We start from the raw sequence: 21495 nt of genomic DNA, 5'->3' as shown, positions 1-21495 counted from the left end.
CACCCGTCCTGCCCCCAACTCCACCCCGGGCAAACCATGCACCGAAACAGCGCTTTACCTTTCAGGTGCGTGGCTATACTGGCCTCGCATCTGAAACAATTTCTTACGTCAGCGCGTTCCTCCCCCTTCTCCTGCCTGCCGCATGACGAACCTCGACCCGCGCTCCATGATCGCCTTGGCGGGCTTCATGTCTGCCGTCATGGCCATGGTGCTGCTGTTCATGCGGCGGCACTACCCGCCCAGCATTCGCGGTGTGGGGGGCTGGGCAGCGGCGCCGCTGCTGTGGCTGCTGTCCACCGTGCTGTTTGGCGCGCGCGGCGCCATCCCTGACTGGCTGGGTCTGGTGCTGGCCAACCAGCTGCTGGTGCTGGGCTCGGTCACCTATTACATGGGCACGCGGCAGTTCATGGGCCAGCCCGCCACTTGGCGCACCTGGAACTGGGTGATGGCCGGCACCACGGTGGTGTTTGCCTGGCTGACCTACGGGTGGCCCAACTATGCGGTGCGGGTGGGGTTTTTCACCGTGGTGATGGGCGTGTTGTACGCCGCGCAACTGCGCTTCATGCTGCGCCACGGGGGGCGCAACTTCCCGGTGCGGCTGGTGGAGGTGATGCTGGGCCTGCACATGCTGGTACTGGGGATGCGGCTGGGATCTATTCTGGCTGGGCATGCAGGCAATGACCTGATGGAGCCATCGCTGTTCCAGACCCTGTACATCGGCGCCTATGCGCTCACCGTGCTCATGTTGTCCATTGGCGCGGTGCTGATGGCCACGGACCGCCTGCGCACTGAGCTGGAACACCTGGCCACCTACGACTCGCTGACCCAGGCCCTGAATCGCCGTGCCTTGCTGCAGCGCTGCGAGGACGAGCTGGAGCGCGCACAGCGCTACGGCAACGGGCCGTCCATCATGATGGTGGACCTGGACAACTTCAAAGCCGTGAACGACACACGCGGCCACCAGCATGGCGATGCGGTGCTGGTGCACTTTGCCGAGCGCACCCGCCAGGTGCTGCGCCGCCCCGACCGCCTGGGTCGCTATGGGGGCGAGGAATTTATGGTGCTGCTGCCGGGAGCCGACACGCAAGCGGCCCTGGGTGTGGCCCAGCGCATCCACGCCACGCTGGCCTCCGGACACCCGCTGGACTGCAAGGTGAGCATTGGGCTGACCAGCTGGACCGGCTCGCACGAAACGCTGGACGCCATGCTGTCCCGCGCCGACGCCGCGCTGTACCGAGCCAAGGAAGAAGGCCGCAACCGCACTGTGGTGGGCTGAAACCTCTTCCAGTACGGAGGAGGCTCAGGCCGTCTGCGTGGCCACGCCAGCCGATTCAAAACTTGCCATCTCGCGCAGCACGGCACAGGCCGATTGCAGCAACGGCCAGGCCAGCGCCGCGCCCGAGCCCTCGCCCAGGCGCAAGCCCAGGTCCAGCAGAGGCTCGGCCTGCATCTGCTCCAGCATCAGGCGATGGCCCCGTTCGCCCGAGCGGTGAGCAAACACACAGCGCTGCAGCACCTGCGGCGCGATGCGGCTGGCCACCAGCACGGCCGCGCTGGTGATGAAGCCGTCCACCACAATCACGCGCCGCTCAGCCGCTGCCTGCAGCACCGCGCCCACCAGCGTGGCGACCTCGTAGCCGCCCAAGGCGGCCAGAGCATCCAGCGGGCTGGTGGCACTGGCATTGGCGTCCAGCGCCTGCTGCAGCACGGCGCGCTTGCGTTCGATGCCCACAGCGTCCAGCCCGGTACCCGCGCCCGTCACCTCGGCCAGCGGCAGCCCTGCCAGGCGCGCCAGCAGCAGCGATGCCACCGAGGTGTTGGCAATGCCCATCTCGCCCAGCAGCAAGGCGTTACCCGGCAGCCCACGCACCACCTCCACGCCGTTGGCCAGCGCCTGGACACATTGCTCGGCGCTCATGGCGGGGCCGACGGAGGCGTCCTGCGTGCCGGGTGCCACCTTGCGCAGCAACAAGCGGGGCTGGCCGGGCGCCGCATCGCGCGCAGCGATGGGCTTGGCCACGCCACAGTCCACCACCGTGAGGCCCAGGCCATGCTGGCGGGCCAGCACGCTCACGGCCGCGCCACCCGCCAGAAAGTTCTCCACCATCTGCCAGGTCACATCGCTGGGGAAGGCCGACACCCCCCGCGCGGCCAGGCCATGGTCGCCCGCGCACACCAGCATCTGGGGGGCATGCAGCACGGGGGATTCGGTGCCGAGGATCACGCCCAGGCGCAGCGCCAGGCGCTCCAGCAAGCCCAGCGAGCCCAGGGGCTTGGTCTTGTGGTCAATGACGTGCTGCAGGCGGTTGGCCAACGCGGCATCATGCAGGTCAGCAACGGATGGAAGTACGAAAGGTGAGGTCATGGTGATGGAAAACACAAAGAACGCCGTGCACAAAGCGGCACAGCAAGGTTTTGAAAAAGAGGCACAGGCCTACGCGCGCGGCAGGCCGGACTACCCGGCGGCGCTGTCGGCCTGGCTGGCCCAGGCCTTGGGCCTGGGCCCCGGCCGCGAGGTGGCCGATGTGGGTGCGGGTACTGGCAAGTTCACCACCCTGCTTGCGACCACCGGGGCCACGGTGGTGGGCGTGGAGCCCGTGGACGCCATGCGCGCCAAGATCGAAGCCCTGCAACTGCCCACGGTGCGCGCCGTGGCGGGCACGGCGCAGGCCATTCCACTGCCGTCCGGCACGCTGGATGCCGTGGTCTGTGCACAGGCCTTCCACTGGTTTGCCACCCGCGAAGCCCTGGACGAATTCCACCGCGTGCTGCGGCCGGGCGGCAAGCTGGGACTGGTGTGGAACGTGCGCGATGAGTCGGTGGACTGGGTGGCCGAGCTCACCACCATCATCACGCCCTACGAAGGCGATGCCCCGCGCTTCTACAAGGGCGACTGGCGCAAACCCTTTCCACACCCCGGTTTCGGCCCATTGGTCGAGACCCGGCTGACCCACGAGCATGTGGGGCCACCCCAGCAGGTCATCGTGGACCGATTCATGTCGATCAGTTTCATCGCGGCCCTGCCAGATGCTGAACGCGCTGCGGTGCGTGCTCAGATCGAGGCTTTGATAGCCCGACACCCCGCGCTGCGCGGGCAGGACACCGTGCGCTTTCCGTACACCACCCTCGCCTGCCACTGCGAACGGGTGTGAGGGGCTGAATGGCGCCACGGTATCCGGCACGCTAAGGCGCTACCAGCGCATCCAGCACGCCCGGTGTGAAGCTGTTGCCCAGGAAGCCTGCGAGTCCGTCAAAAACACTGTCCAGCGTGGGCACCTGCGCGCCAAACAGCGCGTGCAGCACCGCAGCATCCTCAAACAAGCCGTGCAGGTACACGCCCAGCACATTGCCCGCCGGGTTCTGCCAGGCGATGCCAGGGATGACCTCGCGCGCCACATCGCCCTTGGCAGCCATGGCGGGGTGCTGAGCGGTCTGGCCGTGGTGGATTTCGTAGCCCGTGGCGGACACACCCGCCAGCGCAGCCCAGGCCCCCAACACCTCACCAAACTGCGCCTGGGTGCGTTGCACAGTCTTGGCAACCTCGAAGGTGGTGACCAGCGGCAGCAGGCCCAGGCCCGGCGCATTGCCGTCGATGCCTGCGATGTCAATCAACGCCTCGCCCAGCATCTGCAGGCCGCCACACACGCCCAGCACCGTGCCGCCCTGCCCCGCGTGATGGGCAATGGCCTGGTCCAGCCCTTGCGCGCGCAGCCAGGCCAGGTCGGCAGCGGTGGACTTGGAGCCCGGCAGCACCACCCAGTCGGTGGGCTTGAGGCCCGCCAGGTCGGCCGGGCTGCGCGCCCACAGCAGGCGCACGCCGGGCACGTTCTTGAGCGGCTGGAACTCGTCGAGGTTGCTGATGCGCGGGTAGGCGATGACAGCCACGGTGGTGTGCACCGCGCCCGCTGACAACGTGCGGTCATCAAACACGCCGTCCTCCTCGGGCAGGCCGTGGCGCCATTGCATGGGGATGGTGGCCACGGTGGGCACACCCGTGAGGTCCTGCAGCATCTGCGGCGCAGGCGACAGCAGGCTGGCATCGCCGCGAAACTTGTTAAGCACAAAGCCATGGATCAGCGCCCGCTCATCCTCGGGCAACAGTGCCCAGGTGCCGTACAGGTGGGCGAACGCGCCGCCCCGGTCGATGTCGGTCACCAGCAGGCAGCGCGCATCGGCATGGCGGGCCACGCGCATGTTCACGATGTCGCTGGCGTGCAGGTTGATTTCGGCGGGCGAACCGGCGCCCTCGATCACCACCACGTCGTTCTCGGCACGCAGTGCATCCAGCGCTGCAGCGATCTGCGGCCACACCTTATCGCTGCGGCCGCGCCAGGGCATGGCCGTGAGCTCGGCACTCACCTGCCCCATCAGCACGACCTGGCTGTGCGTGTCGGCCTCGGGCTTGAGCAGCAGCGGGTTCATGCGCACCTCAGGCTCGGCACGCGCAGCCAGGGCCTGGAAATACTGGGCGCTGCCGATTTCCCCCATCACACCCGCAGGGCCCGACACCACACGCGCGTTGTTGCTCATGTTCTGCGCCTTGAACGGCGCAACCTTCAGCCCCTGGTTGCTGTAGTAGCGGCACAGCGCCGTGGTGAGCCAGCTTTTGCCGGCGCCGCTGGTGGTGCCCAGCACCATCACACAACGGGCCAATTGGGGAGCAAAGTTTTCAGTCAAGGCAATGGGCGGACCATGCGGTCCATGATGTGTTCAAGTGCGGCGGCCGCATCGGTGCAGCGGCCGGTGTGCACGGGCGAGGTCTGGATGATGGCGCTGCGTTTGGCGGTGAGCCAGTGAAAGCGCTGGCGGTACGGCAGGCGGGCAATGGGGCCACAGGCTTCGTCGCCCGCACAGATGGCCACGATGGCGGTCAGGTGGCGGCGCACGGTGTCAATATCGGCGTGCGGGTCCATGGCCAGCAGGCGCGCTTCATCCAGCGCGATGGCAGCCTGCAAAAAGCCGGTGCGCTGGCACGACAGGATCACGCCCGCGTTGATGAACTCTTCGCGTTCCACGCGCGGCACCACGCGCACGATGGCGTAGTCGTACACCTCAGGCGCGTGCATCGACGGCCTCCTTCAGTGCATTCACCCAGGTGGCGCGCCCGGCCAGGCGGGCACAGAAGTAGTCCACATAGGCCTGGCGGTGGGTGGCGGCGGCGGTCAGCAGGCCTTCTTCGTGGTCGGCGCCGGCCAGCAACAGAAACTCGTCGGGCACCTCGGCCAGGATGCCGGCCACTACCTCGGGCGTGAGGCGTGCGGCCAGCTCCGCATCCACCTGCGCGAGCTGCGTGGCCCGGGCCAGCAGCACATGGTCGGCAATCGGTGCAAAGGGTTTCGCGGGCTGGGCCACGGTGCCATTCCACGCATGGTGAAAGGTCAGCGCCGCGCCATGGTCAATGAGCCAGGGCTGGCGGTGCCACATCAGCAGATTGGTATTGCGCGCAGTGCGGTCCACATTGCCCACCAGCGCGTCGAACCACACCAGGCGCGACGCAAAGTCATCGGACACCACATCCACCGCCGGGTCGAAATTGAGCGCGCCCGAGAGGTAATCCAGCCCCACGTTCAGGCCGCCGCTGGCGCGCACCAGGTCCTGGATCTCGGGGTCGGGCTCGGTCTGCGCCAAGGCAGGGTCGAGCTGGGCCAGCACGATCTCGGGCACGGGCAGGCCCAGCGCACGGGCGATGCCGCCCCCAATGATCTCGGCCAGCAGTGCGCGCACGCCCTGCCCTGCGCCACGAAACTTGAGCACGTAGGTGCCGAGGTCGTCGCCCTCGACGATGGCGGGCATGGAGCCCCCTTCGCGCAGCGGCGTGACGTAGCGGTTGACGGTGATGGTTCTCACAAGGTCTCCCTCGATCCGATGGAATGCGGGATGGTACGACCCGGCAGTGCCCGCCATGCAGCCCGCAGCGCATCTTGTGCGGCGGGCGCCAGCACCCCCAGGCGCACGGTGCCGGGCAGGCCGAACGACGCCGCATCGCGCAGCTTGATGCCGCTGGCGCGCAGCGCCGCCAGGTTGCTTTGCAGTGTGGTGGTGGCGGGCTGCGCGCAGAAGTAGTTGGCCAGGCTGCCCGCGTGCACAGCCCAGCCCAGGTCGGTGCACAGCGTCTGCTGGCGCGCCTTCCAATCGCCCAGAGTGCGCAGGCTGTGCACCAGCCATTGCTGCACGCTGGCTTGCATCCACGCCTGCAGCAGGGCCACGCCATGGGCACCCACGGGCCAGGATGGCGCCAGGGCTGTGAGCGCACGCGCCTGCTCCTCGCAGTCCGATGGAGCAATCGCATAGGCGGCGCGCACGCCGGTGAGCCCCAGGGCCTTGTTAGGGGTCCAGAGCTGCCAGCAGGCCGAGGGCGTGCGCCGCGACGGCGCGCCCGTCCATGTGCCCTCAGGGTCCAGCCGAAGGGGGACATACGCGCAGTCGAGCACACGCCAGGCAGCGTCCGCGTCCCCCTGCCGCCAGGCGTGCAAAGCTGGATCTGTCAGGCCCAAAGGACTAGAGGGCTCGCAAGACCACTGCAAACCTGCAGCCGACCGATCGCCCCTCAGCACCTCCAGCCCACGCACCTGCGCGGCCTGGGCGTAGTCGCCATAGCTGTGAGGTGGCACGACCACCTTCACGGAGCCCTGCTGCGCGGCCAGCGCGGTGATGCGGTGGATGAACTCGCTGGCACTGGCCGCCAGCACGATGCGGCCGGGGTCTACGCCGTGGAAGGCGCCCAGGGCCTCGCGCAGCGCCGTGTAGGCCGGGTCGGGGTAACGCGTCGCGTCGGCCGCCTGCACGGCGTGCAGCGCCTCGGGACATGGCCCGCAGGCATTGCTGTTGGTCGAGAAATCAAACAGAGGGACGCCCGCAGCGTCGGGGCCGCCATGCACAGGTGCGGAGGAACAACGGGGAGACGTCATGTGTGCACCCAGGCAACCACCACCAACACCAAAAGCTGCAAGGCCGCCACCACCGGCACCATGGCCAGCACCACCTGCGTGCCCAGACGCGCAGCGCGCCGCGTATCCAGCGGCCCCGCCCTGCGGCCCTTGCTGTGCAGCGTGTACACACCGGGCTTGGCCAGGCGCACATTCAACGCCAGCGCCATGGCCGCCATGGGCCAGCCGCTGTTGGGGGATGGCGTCTTGCGCGCCTGGCGGGCCAGGGCAGAAAACGGCAGGCCCTTGGCCACCACGGCCAGCAACAAGGCGGTGATGCGCGCAGGCACCCACGACAGCACATCGTCCGCCCGCGCCGCCCACTTGCCCGCCCATTGCCAGTAGCGCCCGCTGCGCATGCCGGGGTAGCCCCACATGGCATCGGCCGTATTTGCAAAGCGGTACAGCGCAGCGCCGGGCAGGCCCAGCAGCGCAAACCAGAACAGCGGCGCCACCACCGAGTCGTTGAGGTTCTCGGCCAGCGACTCGATGGCCGACTCGCGCACCTGCACGGCGGTGAGTGCGCTCACGTCCCGGCTCACCAAGCGCGCCAGTTGCGCGCGCCCGGCGGGCAGTGACTGGCCCAGCGCTACCTCCACCGCCAGCACCTCGTCGTGCAGCATGCGCCAGGCCAGCAGGGGCTTGAGCAAAAACGCCAGTATCACCACAGCCAGCCAGGCCAGCAGCATCAAGGCCGCATGCTGCAGCCACCAGGAAACTATCAAAACAATAGCAGCCAGGGCAATCCACACTAGCGCCCCCAGCCAAAAACGCCGAAAGTCCCGTGCCACAGGCTGTAGCGGGGCCACCCACTCGCCCCCCCGGTGCAAGGCCGAGCCCATCCACACCACCGGATGCCAGCGCGCTGGCGGCTCACCCAGCCACCAGTCGATGGCCAGCGCCAGCAACGGCACGCCCAGGCCCACGGCCGCAGCGGGCCAGGCCCAGGTGGGCATCAGCAGGAAAAGCCAGGGGGTGGACACGAGGGCCGGGCCCTAGTCTTCAATGCCGCGCTGCGCAGGAATGCCTGCCTTGAACGCGTGCTTGACCATCTGCATCTCGGTCACGGTATCGGCCAGCTCGATGATCTCGGGCGGGCAGCGGCGGCCGGTGAGGCACACGTGCACGTCTCGGGGCCGCTCGCGCAGCGTCTGCAGCACGCCGTCGAGCGGCAGCCAGCCGTAGATCAGCGGATAGGTGATCTCGTCCAGCACCACCAGAAAATGCTCGCCCGACAGGATGGCGGCGCGCGCCTTTTCCCAGCCGTCGCGCGCGAGCTGGGCCGAGTGCTCCAGGTCCTTGCTCTTCCAGCTGAAGCCATCACCCAGGCCCTCGATGGGCAGGCCGATCTGCTCGAACATGCGGTGCTCGCCAAAGCGCGCGGTGGGCACCTTCATGAACTGGAAAATCTTCACGGCCTTGCCCCGGCCATGGGCGCGCAGCGCCAGGCCAAAGGCGGCTGTGCTTTTGCCCTTGCCGTCGCCGGTGTTGACGATGATGAGGCCCCGGCGTTCGCCTTCGGCCTTCTCGTAGCGTTTTTCGGTGGGGGCGGCTTCGATCTGCATAGCGTGTCTTTCAATCAGAGGTCATTGCTCCGCCGGGGTGCGGCGGGGCAGCAAACGGGGCAAGGCCAGCCACTGGCCCTCCACCGGGTGGATGGCAATGCGGTCGTCAAACACCTGCTCCAGCGCGCGGTGGGTGTGGGTGTCCTGGGTGGAGCCATGATGGCGCAGGCGGCCAGCTGCAACGATAGCCACATCATCCGCCTGCAGCGCAAACGAGACTTCGTGCAGCACGCTGACCACCGTCTTGCCTTGGGCCACCAGCTCGCGCACCAGCAGCAGCCAGTCGGTCTGGTGGGGCGGGTCCAGGTTGGCCAGAGGCTCGTCCATCAACAGCACCTGCGCCTGCACGGCCAGCGCGCGGGCCAGCAGCACGCGCTGGCGCTCGCCGCCGGAGAGCTGCGAGAGCGCGCGGTGGCGCCAGTCCCAGGCCTGCGTGGCGCGCAGGGCCTGCTCGACGGCGGCGTGGTCGGCCTCGCTGGGAGGAGACAGCCAGGGCTGGTGCGGCAGGCGGCCCAGCATGGCCACGTCGTACACCAGCAGGTCGTCGGCGGCCACCTCGTTCTGCCCCAGCCACGACAGGGCCCGCGCCCGGTCGCTGCGGTGCCAGGCGGCCAGCGGGCGGCCCAGCAACTGCACGCTGCCCGTGCAAGGCAGCAGGCCCGCCAGGGCCCGCAGCAGCGTGGACTTGCCCGCGCCGTTGGGGCCGACGATGCTGGTCCAGCGGCCCGCCGCCAGGTGCAGCGTGATGCCGTGCAATATGGGGTGTTTTCCGATGCTGGCGCTGATCCCGTTGGCGCTGACAGCTATGTTTTCAGGAGCATTGCGCATTTACAGCACGCCTCCCGGTCCGGTGCGCCGGTGCATCAGCCACAGCAGGTAGCCGCCACCCAGCACGGCGGTGAGCACGCCCACGGGCAGCTCTTGCGGCGCGATGAGCCCCCGCGCCAGCAGGTCTGCACCGGCCAGCAGCACCCCGCCCATCAGGCTGGCCAGCCCCATCAGGCGGCCGTGCGGCACCTTGACCACGGCCCGCACCAGGTGGGGCGCGGCCAGGCCCACAAAAGCAATCAGCCCCGTCTGCGCCACGGCTGTGCCGGTGGCCAGGGCCAGCACCGCCACCAGCGCGGCGCGCAGCGGTGCCAGCGGCAAGCCCAGGCTGTGGGCCGTGGCCTCGCCCAGCGCCAGGCCATCCAGCACGCGCGACAGCGCCCAGGCGGCCACCACACACAGCAGCCACACTCCGGCCATCAGCAGACACGAGGTCCAGCCTACAAAGCCGGTGGAGCCGAGCAGAAACGCCTGCATGGCCTGCAAGGAGTCGGGCGACAGCAGCAGGATGAGCGATGTGAATGCTCCCAGCACCACACCCACGATGACCCCGGCCAGCAGCAGGCGCAATGTGTGCTGCACACCGCGCGCCAGCGCGAGCGTGAGCAGCACTGCCAGCACCGCCCCGGCAAACGCCGCTCCGGTCAGGCCCAGGCGCACCAGCCAGTGGCCCGAAAACACCATGGCCACGGCCGCGCCCTTGGCGCTGCCCACCATGCCCGCAGCGCCGCCCATCATCGCCAGCGCCGTGGCCACGCCCAGAGAGGCGCCCGAGGCACTGCCCAGCAGGTACGGGTCAGCCAGCGGGTTGCGGAACAGGCCTTGCGCCACAGCACCGGCCAGCCCCAGCAGCGCACCGGCGCACCAAGCGCCCAGCGTGCGCGGCAGCCGGATCTCCCACACGATCTGCCAGGCCATGTCCCGTGCCGCATTCCCAGCGGGGTCGACGCTGTGATCCCACAGCGCGGGCCACAGGTTCTCCAGCCCCACGCTGCCCACGCCGGTGCCCAGCGGCACCAGCAGCGCGCTGGCCAGCAGCAGCAGGCCCGCCAGCCAGCGACCGCGCTGCACCACCGATCCCATCATGGGCGCACCGCCGCAGGCGCCTTGGCACCGGGCGCGGCCTTGCTGGCGAGGCAGCGGGCCATGATGCGTGCGCCTTCGGCCATGCGCGGGCCGGGGCGCACCAGCACATCGGCATCTTCGGGCGGGAACACGCACAGCCGCTGCTCGCGCAGGGCGCGCAGGCTGCTCCAGCCCGGCCGCTCGGTCAGGCCCTCCACGCTGCGCGCGCCCACCATGATCAGGTCGGGGTCGGCTCGCACCACAAACTCGGGGTTGAGCTTGGGAAACGGCCCGAGCGACGCGGGCAGGATGTTGCGCGCGCCCAACCGGGTCAGCGTCTCGCCAATGAACGACGAGGCCCCTGCACCGTACGGCCCCCGGTTCACCTCGAAGTACACACGCACGCCCCGTGCCGCTGGCGGCATGGACTGCGCGGCGGCCTCGACCGCTGCGTCGATATGGCGCCACACGCGCTGGGCATCGGGCACGGCCAGCACCTGGCCCAGCTTGCCTATCACGCGCTGCACATCGGCGTGGGTCTTGGGCTCCAGCGCCACCACAGCCAGGCCCAGCTGCTCCAGCCGGGCCGAGGCGCGGGACGACGTGGCCATCAGCACCACATCGGGCCGCAGCGCCACGATGGCCTCGATGTTGGGGTCCAGCCCACCGCCCACCTGCAGCAGGCGGGTGACGGACTCGGGCCAGTTGGAATAACGATCCACGCCCACCAGGCGGTGGCATTGGTCCAGCGCGCAGATCGTTTCGGTGAGCGAAGGCAGCAGGCTCACGATGCGCTGGGGCGGGCGCGGCAGCGTCACCACGCGGCCCCGGTCGTCGGTGACCTGCACCGGCTGCGCCCGCGCCAGCCCGGCCATGAGCAGGCCCAGCACGATGAGGATGGCGATCACCCAGAGGATGCGGCGCACGGGGGTGGGTTTCATAGTTCTATTTCAGTGAATTCGTTGCCGCACAAAGCAACCCACCGCGCTCGAAACTGGCGCGATCCAGACGAGGGCCGTCGTGCAAGGGCCGCCCCGCCGCACAGACGGCGTTCCCCTCCCGCGAAGCGAAAGAGGGGGAAGGCGCGAAGCGACTCAGGGGGAGATTCATTTCAGTTTGAGAGGCAGGCCTGCGGCCATGAGCGTAACGCGGGGGCAGACCTGCGCCACCTGCTGGTTGAGGGTGCCCAGCGCATCCACAAAGGCGCGCACTTCGCGCCCCATCGGGATGACCCCCAGGCCTATTTCGTTGCCCACCAGAACAACGGGCCCGGGGGATTGCCGAATCGCTTCTAAAAACATAGCAGCTTGGGCATGCCACTCTTGCGCTTGCGCCTGGTTTTGCTCTGAATTCATGGTTTCGAACCCCATCGGCATGGTCCACTGGGTCAGCCACAGCGTGAGGCAGTCCACCACCACCAGGGTCTGCGGCGTGCTGAGCCGCGTGAGGGCTGCCGCCACGTCGCGCGGCTCTTCCACCGTTCGCAGGCCGGGCACGCGCTCGGCGCGATCGCGCTGGTGGCGGGCGATGCGCTCGCGCATCTCGTCGTCCCAGGCCTGGCCGGTGGCGATCAGCACGGCGCGGTGGTCGGCAGACTGCGCCAGCCAATCGCGCGCCAGCAGTTCGGCGCGGCGGGATTTACCGCTCTTCTGGCCGCCCAGGATCAGTTCGGTGGTGATCGGATGCAGGGCCGAAGTCATGCGTGGCCCTCACCGCCCAGCAGGTGCGCCACCGCCTCGGGGCTGGACGGGAACCACGCGTGGAAGTAGCTGGCGTGGATGCTGCCTTGCTGGTACAGCGCTTCGCCCGTGTCGGGCGCCACGGCCTCGTGGGGGCGGGCCGTGCGGGCCACCACGGGGGCGCTGCTGTCGCTGGTCGAATAGTGAAAGGTGTGGCCGCGCAGCGTGTGCCCGGCCACCGTCAGGTGCTGCGGGCCCAGCGCTGCCAGGCGCTTTTGCATGGTCACGCGGCCAGGCAGCAGGCTCCACAGCGGGGCAACGCTGCCGTCCGCGAGGGTGATGGATTCAAACAGTGCCATCATGCCGCCGCACTCGGCCCACAGGGGCTTGCCCGCGGCCACATGGGCGCGCAGGCTGGCCAACATGCTGGTGTTGGCAGCGATCTGCGCGGTGTGCAACTCGGGGTAACCGCCAGGCAGCCACACCGCGTCGCAATCAGGCAATGCGGCATCGTGCAGCGGCGAGAAGAACACCACGCGCGCGCCCATCTGTTCCAGGCACTGCACGTTGGCGGCATAAATGAAGCAGAACGCCGCATCGCGCCCCACGGCCACTGTGCGGCCTGCGAGCAGCGCAGGCACGGCAATCTTCGACAAGGGCGCAGGGAAGTCCACGGCCCAGCCCTGCAGGTCATCCAGCGTCATCTGGCCCAGCGGCGTGGCGGCGAGCGCGTCGGCCGCAGCATCCAGCCGCTGGAGGCTGTCGTCCAGCTCGTGTGCGGCCACCAGACCCAGGTGGCGTTCGGGCAGCAGTGCGGCACCGGCCTTGCCGGTTGTCGGAGCGTTGCCGGGCTGCACCCGCATCAGCGCGCCCATCCAGTCATCGGCATCGTGCAGACCGTCCCGCAGCATGTCGGCATGGCGCGCGCTGCCCACACGGTTGGCCAGCACACCGGCCCAGGGCAGGCCCGGCCGGTAGTGGCGCAGGCCGTAGGCCAGCGCGCCAAAGGTGCCCGCCATCGCCGAGGCATCGACCACCGCCAGCACCGGCACGCCAAAGTGCCGTGCCAAGTCGGCCGCGCTGGGGTCACCATCAAACAGGCCCATCACGCCTTCGATGAGGATCAGGTCCGACTCGCACGCCGCATCATGCAGGCGCTGCGCGCAGTCGGCCTCGCCGTTCATCCACAGGTCGAGCTGGTGCACGGGTGCACCGCTGGCCAGCTGGTGCCAGTGCGGGTCCAGAAAGTCCGGCCCGCACTTGAACACCCGCACACGCCGCCCCTGGCGCGCATGCAGGCGTGCCAGGGCGGCAGTGACGGTGGTCTTGCCCTGCCCGGAGGCCGGGGCCGCGATCAGCAGCGCCGGGCAGCGGGCAGCAGTGGCCGTGGCAAGGTTCACTGCGGTGCCCACTTCACACCCACGTAGACCGTACGGCCTGCGGTGGCATAGGTGCGGGCCAGCTGGTAGTCCTTGTCGGCCAGGTTGTCGATGCGGGCCAGCAGCGTGTAGTCGCGCGCAATGCGGGTGCTGGCGTACAGGTTGACCAGGGTGTAGCCGCCCAGCACGTTGGTGTTGGCCACAGTGTCGAAGCGGCGGCCCGAAGCCTGCACCTCGGCACCCACGGTCCAGCCCGCCAGGCGCGTGTCGGCGCCGAAGGTGGCGTGCTGCTTGGCGCGGCGTGCCAGTTGCTTGCCGGTGTCCAGGTCGCGCGGGCGCTGCAGGTCGATGGAGCCGTGCAACTGCACGTCGCCCAGGCGGTGCGAACCAGTAAACGTCACGCCCTTGTATTCGGCCCGGGCGGTGTTGGCATAGCAACCAAAGCTGGAGGCACAAGTGCCCGCGCCGCCAAAGGAGATCAGGTTGCTCACGCGGTTGCGAAACAGCGTGGCCGAGAAGGTGCTATTGCCTTGTGCGTAGCGCAGCGCCACCTCGGCATTGCGGCTGCTTTCAGGACGCAGCGTGGCCACGCCGTATTCGCTGAACCGGTGGTACAGCGTGGGTGCACGGAAGGCCGTTCCCACCGACGCCGTGGCACGCCACTGCGGGGTGATCGCATAGCCATAGGCCACGCTGCCGGTACCCTTGCCGCCGAACTCGCTGTCGGAGTCGTGGCGCAGGTTGAGTTGCACCGTGTGGCCGGCGGCGTTGTAACCGTAGCCCAGCGCCAGCGCGTCTTGCGATCGCTTGGCGTCGATGGGCTGGTTCTCCAGGCGGTCCTCGCGGCGCTCCAGCGCGGCCGTCACCAGATGCGCGCCCTGGCGCCATTCGTTCTGGAACAAGTAGCCTCGCAGGCGTGTTTCGCTCAGGTAGGGCGAGGGGCGTGTTTCGTATTCGTCGCGCGAGTCGGTGATGGAAAAGCGCGTTTTGTAGGCACTGTTCCACTGGGCCGTCCAGTTGAGGCCCAGCGCGTGCAGGGTGTGCAGGTTGCGGTCGTCCTTGCCCAGGCCGCTGTCGTAGCCGCTGTTGGTGTCGTTGACCATCAGCGTGCCTTCGAGGCGGTGCACGGCGTTCACCTGTAAGCCGACCCGCGCATGGCCCGCCGTGGAGCGGTAGCCGTCGCGGTCCGGGTTCTGCCCGGCGACAGGGCGCGCGTTGAAGCCCTTGCTGTCGTCTCGCGCCAGCCCCAGGGCATAGTCCAGCGTGCCACTGGCACCGCTGATCCCGGCTTCCAGCTTGGTGGTGTTGTGGCTGCCCACGCCGATGCCCACGTAAGGCGCCGTACCGTTCTCACCGCGCTTGGTGAAGATCTGCACCACGCCACCCAAGGCGTCCGAGCCATACACGGCGCCCGCCGGGCCACGCAGCACTTCGATGCGGTCTATGAGGCCCAGCGGAATGCTCTCCCAGGGTGCGCCGCCGGTGGACTGCGAGTCGATGCGCACCCCGTCGATGTACACCGCAGTGAAGCGCGACTCCGCGCCACGCAGGAACACACCGGTCGTGGTCCCGGGGCCGCCATTGCGCGAGAACTCCACACCAGGCAGGCGGGCCAGCAGGTCCGCCAAGCCGGTAGCGCCACTGGTTTCGATGGTTTCGCGGTCCACGATGGAGATGTCGGCCACCAGGTCGGCCAGCGGCTGCGGCGTGCGCGTGGCGGCCACCACGGTTTCAGACAACGACGGTGCGCGCAGGTTTTGCGCCAACAGCTCGCCGGAGGCCGGGGCGGTCTGTGCGAAAGCGCCGCAGGCGCTGCCAGCCAACAGTGACAGCAGTGCCAGGCGTGGGGCGGGCAGACACAACAACGCCACAGGGCGCGCACGAAGGGTACGGATTTTCATGGGGATCAAGGTCAACAAACAACCCGGGCCGGCCTCCCGCCAGCGTGTGGGTGATACAGCCGCGCAGCGCCAAAAAAAGGACGCACGCAGCCACCGTGTTGGCCGGTATCCGGGCTGGCGGAACACCCCCCCAATGCCTTCCCAGGCGCTTGTTCAAGGCGCCCAGTGGCTTATGGATGGAGAGAGAATCGGGCGATTCGTCCGCTGACCGTTGCGGGGGCAGCGCAGGCTGGGCGGGTACCGGTGGTACGGCGCCTCCCTGCTTCCCGTTGAACTGCGGCATGTGAACCACGCCGCGAGCACCAACATCGAGATTTTACGACCGTTTACAAGCGTCCTTTTTGCGGCAGAACAGGCAAACAACTCATCCGGGCACCCGCACGGCCAGTGATGCACGGTGATCTGTTCTGTGTTGCGTGTGGCACACCACCGCAGACCGGGGCCAGGGTCCGCTCGGTGCCACACAGCCTACAATCCGAGGCTGTATGGCAATACCGTCCCCCACCGACCAGATCGCCGAGCGCGTGGAACGCCTGCTGCTGCGACATGCAGAGTTGCAGCGCACCAACGCCCTGTTGGCTGATCAAGTTGCGGCACTGACGCAGGAGCGCGATTCGCTCAAATCCCGCTTGAGCGCAGCACGCGCCCGGGTGGATGCCTTGCTCGAACGCCTTCCCGCTGCCGCGCCGCTCACGAAAGAAGCCGAATGAAGCAAATCGAGGTGCAGATCCTGCAGCAAAGCTATCTGCTGTCCTGCCCCGAGGGCCACGAAAGCCGCCTGCTCGACGCCGTGGAACGCGTGGACACCGCCATGACGCGCATCCGCGATGCAGGCAAGGTCCGGGCACGCGAGCGCATCGCCGTGCTGGCGGCCCTGAACCTGGCTTTCGAGATCGCCGACCGCGAAGCGGCAGACCTTGCGGCCGCAAACCAGCCAGTGGCCACACCGCCCGCAAGCCCCAGCCCCAGCCCCGGCGCACCCATGGCGGGACACCAGGAAAGCCTGTTGCCAGATACCGACCAGCAACGCCTGCAAAGCCTGGTCCAGCGCCTTGACGACGCTTTGGGCGATGACGGGCGCTTGCTCTAGCCCCCGCGTGCTGTGGGTGTGCTGAGGCACGCTGCGCCTCTTACCCGCTCGTCACAGCCGCTTGCGGGCTTTACATGCCCCCGAGCGCACAGCGCCCGCTGGCAGCACCTACAATGGTCGGGTCTGCGAAGCTGTCGGGCTTTATATTTCCTTGAACCAATGCTCATTGAGCTCGGGCTTGGTACATCGTCCGGTGAGCGTGATCATCTCGCGTCAGATGAACCCAACGCCAGGCTGCCCTCGCCCACCTGAACCCCCGGTTCAGGATGAGAGTTCGGTGGCATTCGCAGACACCCTCTTCCCCATGCCCTGTTATCGCAAGCACCCGCTGGTGCTTACGTGGCAGGGCATTTTCTCGCGGCTTCCCGCGTGCTCTGTTGTTCTTTTTTGACTGACATCCCGCCATGCTCGATCCCCTGCTGATTGTTGAACTCGGTGTGCTCGGCCTGGCCACAGGCTTTCTGGCGGGACTCCTGGGCATCGGCGGGGGCATGCTGCTGGTGCCGTTCCTGACCTACATCCTGGGCGCGCGTCAGGTGTCGCCCGACTTGGCTGTGAAGATGGCAATTGCCACCTCCATGGCCACCATCATGTTCACCTCTATCTCCAGCGTGCGCGCGCACCACCGGCGTGGCGCGGTGCGGTGGTACATTGTCACGCGCCTGGCGCCCGGCATCGTGCTGGGCGGGTTCATCGCCAGCCTGGGTGTGTTTGCGCTGCTCAAGGGCTCGTTTTTGGCGATCTTCTTCGCACTGTTTGTGAGCTTCTCGGCCACGCAGATGTTTCTGGACAAAAAGCCTGCGCCCACGCGCCAGATGCCGGGCGGCGCAGGCCAGGTGGCGGCGGGCGGCGTGATCGGATTTCTGTCGGGCCTGGTCGGCGCGGGCGGCGGCTTTGTCAGCGTGCCCTTCATGACCTGGTGCAATGTGCCCATCCACAACGCGGTGGCCACCAGCGCCGCGCTGGGGTTTCCCATCGCGCTGGCCAACGTGATCGGCTACGCCATTGGCGGACAGAACGTGAGCGGCTTGCCCCCGGCATCCCTGGGCTACATCTGGCTGCCAGCACTGGGCGTGATTGCGAGCTGTAGCGTGCTGACGGCCCCGCTGGGTGCCAAAGCGGCCCACAACCTGCCCGTCAAGCAACTCAAGCGCGTGTTCGCGTCGCTGCTGTTTGGCCTGGCGGCTTACATGCTGTGGAAAGGCGTTTCGGCCGCCTGAGGCCGAAACAGAGGCGGACTCTTTGCAGTCCGCCGCGTCGCAACATCTGCGCGCTCGGCGTCAGGTGTTCAAAGGCCGGTGGCGCCCCTGGGCCTTGAGCGGCAAGGGCTTGCTCAGCAGGGCGCGGAACTGGTCGGCCGGCAGCCCGGGCGCGCACAAAAAGCCCTGGTAGTGCTCGCACTGCATTTGCTGCAGCACCGCCTGCTGGGTTTCAGTCTCCACCCCTTCAGCCACCACTTCGATGTGCATGGCACGGCCCATGCTGATGATGGCGCTGACAATGGCCCGGTCGCCGTCGTCGTCGGGCAGACCACGCACAAAAGACTGGTCGATCTTGAGCTTGTGGATGGGGAGTTTTTTCAAATAGGCCAGGCTCGAATAGCCGGTGCCGAAATCGTCGATCGCCAGGCCGATGCCCAGGTCCGCCAACACGCGCAGACGCTGCTCCATCTCCTGTGCGTCCTGCAGCAGGATGGTTTCTGTCAGCTCCAGTTCCAGCAAGGTGGGGGGCAGCTGGTGCACCGCCAGCAGGCGCGTGATGCGGTCCACAAAGTCGGGCTGGCGAAACTCCAGCGCTGACACGTTCACGGAAATCATGATGGGCGAGCCGCTGTGCATCCAGAGTGCGGCCTCGCGCACCGCCTGCTCCATCACCCAGGCGCCCAGTGTCACGATGTAGCCCGATTCTTCCGCCAGCGGAATGAACACTGCAGGGGATACCGCGCCAAACTCGGGGTCCGTCCAGCGCAGCAGCGCCTCGGCCCCGGTGATGCGCCCGGTCGCCATATTGACCTGGGGCTGGTAGTGCACGGCCATGCGCTGCAAACCCAGCGCCTGGCGCATGGCGTGCTCCATCTGCATGCGCGCGAGCAGGTTGGCGTTCATCTGCGGCTGGTAAAAGCCGTAGCTGCCGCGCCCACGCTCCTTGACCCGGTACATCGCGGTGTCGGACTGCTTGATCAGGTCGTCCAACGTAGCGCCATCCTGCGGGTACAGCGCAATGCCGATACTGCACTGGATCGAGAAGCCCATGCTGTCGAGCATGAAGGGCTTGAGCATGTCGTCCAGAATCCGGCGCGCCACACTTTCGGCCACCGATGCATCCCCCCCATGCAGGTAGATGACAAATTCATCCCCGCCCAGACGGCACAGCATGTCGGTTTGCCGCAAGCAGGTCTGCAGGCGTTCAGCCACCAGCTGCAGCACCCGGTCTCCAAAAGGGTGGCCCAGGGAGTCATTGATGATCTTGAAGCGGTCCATGTCCAGGAACAGGATCGCAAAGCCGGTGTCGCTCTGGCGCGCCCCCTGGATGGCGGTATCCACGCGTTGCGAGAGCAGCAAACGGTTGGGAAGACCTGTCAGTGCGTCGCTGTAGGCCAGCTCTTCAATGCGCTTTTGCGCGGCATGCTGCAGCGTCAGGTCGCGCATGAAGCCGATGCTCTGCACCAGCCGCCCTTCGTCATCACGCAGGGCCACCCACGACAGCTGCACCGCGCAGTAAGCGCCGTTGTCACGGGGCAGCCACAACTCCCCCTCCCAGAAGCCATCCTTGGCCCAGCCCTGCAGCACCTGCTCCATGAAGGAGGCGTCCGAGCCTCCTCCAAAAAGCGAGGCAGCCACACAGCCTTCAAAACCCTTGGCCGTAGGGCCGACCAGCCGCTCACACCCGGGGTTCATCCGCATGATGCGGTGCTGACTGTCGGCGATGAAGATCGCATCCAGGCTGGACTCAAACACGCGCGCGGCCAAGCGCAGGCTGGCTTGTGTCTCAGTCTGCCGGGTGATGTCCCGGAACGAATACACACGGCCCACCGCACGGCCCTGGCTGAACTGCGGCACCGTGCGCATCTCCAGCACCACGCCGTTGCGCAGCTCGACAATGTCGGTGCTCTCCTGCATGGGTTCGCGGTCGATGGCTGCCAGGCGCTCGGCATAGAAGCGGGGGTCCGACACCTGGTCCGCCATGAAGGCGTACACCGCCGCATCGTCGCGCTCCACCAGCAACTGGCGCGGCAGGTTCCACAGCTGGGCCAGACGCTGGTTGAATGCGCGCACACGGCGATCCAGTCCACACACCAGCATGCCATCAGCGGCAGAATCCAGCGTGGCACGCAGCTCGGACAACAGTGTCTCCAGTTCACGCTCAGTGGTCTCCTGGAGGCTGCGGTCCAGCATGGTCAGCAGCAGCACCGTACTACCACCCTCCCCCCAAGGCACACGCCGGACACAACGTTGCACCGGCACCAAGCTGCCATCAGCACGCAGCAAACTGGTATGGGCAGTCACGCCCTGCGCAATCACATCGACTGGCTCCGACCAGAACGCCAGCTCCTGGGGCGTGCTGGCCAAGTCCAGCACAGACCGCCCTCGCATGGCGGCGGCAGACAACCCGGTGAGGCGCGCGGCGCCTGCGTTGGCTTGCAGGATGTGTTGGCTGGCCTCATCCAGGAGCCACACGGCCTCCTGCAGGCCATCCAGCCACCCGAGCGATTGGAGATCGTTCACGCCGCAGCCTCGTCAGGGCCGGGACTGACCGCTCGCTCAAAAAAGTAACAGATCCGCTGCCGGGGAGACAGGTAGTCCAGCGCGTCACGCGGCAGTTGTGCGGGCTTGAGGCTGCGCCGTATGCCCAGTTCAGGGACAGTTTCCAGATCCAGGATCGGCGCCTCTTCCTTGGGCACCCGTGGGTCGTGCACGATGACCTTGGGCCGCAACGGCCGCGACGAGTTGACCGAGGCCACGATGGCATACCGGTCATTGACCAATTGCACGATGGAGCCGGGCGGGTAGACCCCCATCATGCGAATGAAAGCCCCCAGGACCACCGAATCAAAACGGGCCTTGAGCTGGGCAAAGATGACGGAGAGCGCCTCGTGGGGCGTCAGCGCCGTTACTCCCATGGCCGGGTTGCACATGCGGTCGTACTGGTTGACCAGCGCCAGGACCTGGCTCATGCGCCCCAGATCGGGCCCCTTCAGGCGCTGGGGAAAACCACTGCCGTCACACATTTCGTGGTGCCGCGCCACGGCCGTGAGCACTGCATCGGCAAACCCCATGCGTTTGGCCAGGGCAACGGATTCCGCCACGTGGGTCTCGTAGCGTGTCCGCTCCATGGGGATCATGGAAGGGGTGGGCTGGCGCAGATTGGGCGGCAGCTTGAGCTTGCCAATGTCGTGGATCAATGCGGCCACACCCAGATCGTGCAGTTCCTCGCTCTTCATGCCCAGGGACCGCCCCAGCAGCAACGAAATCACCATCACATTGATCGGATGCAATCCGTTGCGCTCGCCCACGCCCTCGGACAGCAGCCGGATGACGGAGTCGCCGTTTTCCAGCAGTTCGGTCACGCATCCAGAGACCAGCGCCTCGCCCTTGGCCCTGGCCTGGTCCGGGTGCTCGGAAACCGTGCGCTCCATGGACTGGTACTGACGGGTGGCTTCTGAGAAACGCTGATTGCAGGCGGCCAAGGCCCGGTTTTGTGCTTCCAGCAGCTCACGGCGACGCTGTGCCTCGGGGTCTACGACAGTGGCCGTCCCAGGCCCGGGCGCATCCAGGCCGTTGGGCGGTGGGGCTGTCATCTCGGGCACGCTCCAGGCAGCAGGCACCAGCTCCTGCAGTTCTGGATCGCTCTTTTTGGGGACGTAACGTACCTCGGTCAACCCCAGCTCGCGCAAGGTGGCGATCTGTTCCGACGACGCCACCCGGAAACTGCTGGTCGGGAACGGATGGTGCATCCAGCCCACGTCGAGCTGGATGTACATGCCGACACGCAGTTGGCTGATGTCGATGAGGATGGATGAGTTCACGTCAGGCGCACGATACATGGCGACATCAATGCCACC

20 protein-coding genes and 1 riboswitch are annotated in these 21495 nt (G+C 67.6%); of the genes, 5 read left to right on the top strand and 15 right to left on the bottom strand.

Translation table 11 applies throughout. From position 1 onward, the window contains the following. Positions 1–142 precede the first annotated feature (142 nt). On the top strand, positions 143–1276 hold the full coding sequence (locus tag DNK89_RS17500; protein ID WP_238990849.1) for a GGDEF domain-containing protein: 1134 nt from the start codon (positions 143–145) through the stop codon (positions 1274–1276). Positions 1277–1300: 24 nt separating this feature from the next. On the opposite strand, the gene cobT is transcribed toward DNK89_RS17500, so the two are convergent. Then, on the bottom strand, positions 1301–2365 hold the full coding sequence (gene cobT / locus DNK89_RS17495; protein WP_110961136.1) for a nicotinate-nucleotide--dimethylbenzimidazole phosphoribosyltransferase: 1065 nt from the start codon (positions 2363–2365) through the stop codon (positions 1301–1303). On the opposite strand from cobT, the gene DNK89_RS17490 reads away from it, so the two are divergent. Next, complete coding sequence (locus DNK89_RS17490; protein WP_110961135.1) at positions 2364–3152, top strand: class I SAM-dependent methyltransferase; 789 nt, start codon at positions 2364–2366, stop codon at positions 3150–3152. The genes cobT and DNK89_RS17490 overlap by 2 nt on opposite strands. A 31-nt stretch (positions 3153–3183) precedes the next feature. Here the strand turns inward: DNK89_RS17490 and DNK89_RS17485 are convergent, their stop codons facing one another. From DNK89_RS17485 to DNK89_RS17430, 12 genes are all read right to left on the bottom strand, one after another. Next, the gene (locus DNK89_RS17485) at positions 3184–4638 is read right to left on the bottom strand and encodes a cobyric acid synthase (protein ID WP_110961134.1); all 1455 of its coding nucleotides are present in this window, start codon (positions 4636–4638) and stop codon (positions 3184–3186) included. A gap of 35 nt (positions 4639–4673) precedes the next feature. Further along, entirely contained in the window at positions 4674–5066 is a 393-nt protein-coding gene (locus DNK89_RS17480; protein WP_110961133.1) for a DUF3037 domain-containing protein, read from the bottom strand. After that, positions 5053–5847 (bottom strand): HipA family kinase, encoded by a 795-nt coding sequence (locus tag DNK89_RS17475; protein ID WP_110961132.1) that lies wholly within the window; start codon positions 5845–5847, stop codon positions 5053–5055. The genes DNK89_RS17480 and DNK89_RS17475 overlap by 14 nt, the downstream gene beginning before the upstream one ends. Then, entirely contained in the window at positions 5844–6908 is a 1065-nt protein-coding gene (locus tag DNK89_RS17470; protein ID WP_238990848.1) for an aminotransferase class I/II-fold pyridoxal phosphate-dependent enzyme, read from the bottom strand. Before DNK89_RS17470 ends, DNK89_RS17475 begins: the two co-directional genes overlap by 4 nt. Next, the gene (gene cbiB / locus DNK89_RS17465; protein ID WP_110961323.1) at positions 6905–7882 is read right to left on the bottom strand and encodes an adenosylcobinamide-phosphate synthase CbiB; all 978 of its coding nucleotides are present in this window, start codon (positions 7880–7882) and stop codon (positions 6905–6907) included. Before cbiB ends, DNK89_RS17470 begins: the two co-directional genes overlap by 4 nt. Before the next feature lie 39 nt (positions 7883–7921). Then, complete coding sequence (cobO, locus tag DNK89_RS17460) at positions 7922–8491, bottom strand: cob(I)yrinic acid a,c-diamide adenosyltransferase (RefSeq protein WP_015014792.1); 570 nt, start codon at positions 8489–8491, stop codon at positions 7922–7924. 21 nt (positions 8492–8512) lie between these two features. Next, positions 8513–9319: an ABC transporter ATP-binding protein gene (locus DNK89_RS17455; protein WP_110961130.1), complete on the bottom strand. Its 807-nt coding sequence runs from the start codon at positions 9317–9319 to the stop codon at positions 8513–8515. Next, positions 9320–10402, bottom strand: coding sequence for an iron ABC transporter permease (locus DNK89_RS17450; protein ID WP_110961322.1), 1083 nt, complete (start codon positions 10400–10402; stop codon positions 9320–9322). Further along, a complete protein-coding gene (locus DNK89_RS17445) occupies positions 10402–11325 on the bottom strand; it encodes an ABC transporter substrate-binding protein (protein WP_110961129.1) in 924 nt (307 codons plus the stop codon). Before DNK89_RS17445 ends, DNK89_RS17450 begins: the two co-directional genes overlap by 1 nt. 165 nt (positions 11326–11490) lie before the next feature. Then, the gene (locus DNK89_RS17440) at positions 11491–12084 is read right to left on the bottom strand and encodes a bifunctional adenosylcobinamide kinase/adenosylcobinamide-phosphate guanylyltransferase (RefSeq protein WP_110961128.1); all 594 of its coding nucleotides are present in this window, start codon (positions 12082–12084) and stop codon (positions 11491–11493) included. Next, positions 12081–13463, bottom strand: a complete 1383-nt coding sequence (locus tag DNK89_RS17435) for a cobyrinate a,c-diamide synthase (RefSeq protein ID WP_110961321.1) — start codon at positions 13461–13463, stop codon at positions 12081–12083. The genes DNK89_RS17440 and DNK89_RS17435 overlap by 4 nt, the downstream gene beginning before the upstream one ends. Further along, entirely contained in the window at positions 13460–15343 is a 1884-nt protein-coding gene (locus DNK89_RS17430; RefSeq protein ID WP_110961127.1) for a TonB-dependent receptor domain-containing protein, read from the bottom strand. The genes DNK89_RS17435 and DNK89_RS17430 overlap by 4 nt, the downstream gene beginning before the upstream one ends. Before the next feature lie 82 nt (positions 15344–15425). Further along, positions 15426–15665: riboswitch (cobalamin riboswitch) on the bottom strand. Between the two features lie 163 nt (positions 15666–15828). On the opposite strand from DNK89_RS17430, the gene DNK89_RS17425 reads away from it, so the two are divergent. From DNK89_RS17425 to DNK89_RS17415, 3 genes are all read left to right on the top strand, one after another. Next, complete coding sequence (locus DNK89_RS17425) at positions 15829–16053, top strand: hypothetical protein (protein WP_015014799.1); 225 nt, start codon at positions 15829–15831, stop codon at positions 16051–16053. Beyond that, positions 16050–16433 (top strand): cell division protein ZapA, encoded by a 384-nt coding sequence (locus DNK89_RS17420; RefSeq protein ID WP_110961126.1) that lies wholly within the window; start codon positions 16050–16052, stop codon positions 16431–16433. Before DNK89_RS17425 ends, DNK89_RS17420 begins: the two co-directional genes overlap by 4 nt. Positions 16434–16837: 404 nt before the next feature. Continuing rightward, positions 16838–17653, top strand: coding sequence for a sulfite exporter TauE/SafE family protein (locus DNK89_RS17415; RefSeq protein WP_110961125.1), 816 nt, complete (start codon positions 16838–16840; stop codon positions 17651–17653). A gap of 60 nt (positions 17654–17713) precedes the next feature. Here the strand turns inward: DNK89_RS17415 and DNK89_RS17410 are convergent, their stop codons facing one another. Then, positions 17714–20158: an EAL domain-containing protein gene (locus DNK89_RS17410; protein ID WP_110961124.1), complete on the bottom strand. Its 2445-nt coding sequence runs from the start codon at positions 20156–20158 to the stop codon at positions 17714–17716. Beyond that, positions 20155–21477, bottom strand: a complete 1323-nt coding sequence (locus DNK89_RS17405; protein ID WP_110961123.1) for an HD-GYP domain-containing protein — start codon at positions 21475–21477, stop codon at positions 20155–20157. The genes DNK89_RS17410 and DNK89_RS17405 overlap by 4 nt, the downstream gene beginning before the upstream one ends. Positions 21478–21495 lie beyond the last annotated feature (18 nt).

Source organism: Acidovorax sp. ST3 (assembly GCF_003231145.1).
Lineage (GTDB): Bacteria > Pseudomonadota > Gammaproteobacteria > Burkholderiales > Burkholderiaceae_C > Acidovorax.
The sequence above is the reverse complement of the archived record's forward strand: the minus strand, read 5'-3'. Positions and strand labels throughout refer to the sequence as shown.

Bases quoted from the DNA above. Each gene is read 5' to 3' on its own strand.
- DNK89_RS17450 (WP_110961322.1), bottom strand. From the start codon at position 10,402: ATGGGATCGGTGGTGCAGCGCGGTCGCTGGCTGGCGGGCCTGCTGCTG.
- DNK89_RS17490 (WP_110961135.1), top strand. From the start codon at position 2,364: ATGGTGATGGAAAACACAAAGAACGCCGTGCACAAAGCGGCACAGCAA.
- DNK89_RS17480 (WP_110961133.1), bottom strand. From the start codon at position 5,066: ATGCACGCGCCTGAGGTGTACGACTACGCCATCGTGCGCGTGGTGCCG.
- cobO (WP_015014792.1), bottom strand. From the start codon at position 8,491: ATGCAGATCGAAGCCGCCCCCACCGAAAAACGCTACGAGAAGGCCGAA.
- DNK89_RS17415 (WP_110961125.1), top strand. From the start codon at position 16,838: ATGCTCGATCCCCTGCTGATTGTTGAACTCGGTGTGCTCGGCCTGGCC.
- DNK89_RS17405 (WP_110961123.1), bottom strand. From the start codon at position 21,477: ATGTATCGTGCGCCTGACGTGAACTCATCCATCCTCATCGACATCAGC.
- DNK89_RS17500 (WP_238990849.1), top strand. From the start codon at position 143: ATGACGAACCTCGACCCGCGCTCCATGATCGCCTTGGCGGGCTTCATG.
- DNK89_RS17425 (WP_015014799.1), top strand. From the start codon at position 15,829: ATGGCAATACCGTCCCCCACCGACCAGATCGCCGAGCGCGTGGAACGC.
- DNK89_RS17440 (WP_110961128.1), bottom strand. From the start codon at position 12,084: ATGACTTCGGCCCTGCATCCGATCACCACCGAACTGATCCTGGGCGGC.
- DNK89_RS17485 (WP_110961134.1), bottom strand. From the start codon at position 4,638: ATGGTGCTGGGCACCACCAGCGGCGCCGGCAAAAGCTGGCTCACCACG.
- DNK89_RS17445 (WP_110961129.1), bottom strand. From the start codon at position 11,325: ATGAAACCCACCCCCGTGCGCCGCATCCTCTGGGTGATCGCCATCCTC.
- DNK89_RS17470 (WP_238990848.1), bottom strand. From the start codon at position 6,908: ATGACGTCTCCCCGTTGTTCCTCCGCACCTGTGCATGGCGGCCCCGAC.
- DNK89_RS17430 (WP_110961127.1), bottom strand. From the start codon at position 15,343: ATGAAAATCCGTACCCTTCGTGCGCGCCCTGTGGCGTTGTTGTGTCTG.
- cobT (WP_110961136.1), bottom strand. From the start codon at position 2,365: ATGACCTCACCTTTCGTACTTCCATCCGTTGCTGACCTGCATGATGCC.
- DNK89_RS17455 (WP_110961130.1), bottom strand. From the start codon at position 9,319: ATGCGCAATGCTCCTGAAAACATAGCTGTCAGCGCCAACGGGATCAGC.
- DNK89_RS17420 (WP_110961126.1), top strand. From the start codon at position 16,050: ATGAAGCAAATCGAGGTGCAGATCCTGCAGCAAAGCTATCTGCTGTCC.
- cbiB (WP_110961323.1), bottom strand. From the start codon at position 7,882: ATGCCCACCTGGGCCTGGCCCGCTGCGGCCGTGGGCCTGGGCGTGCCG.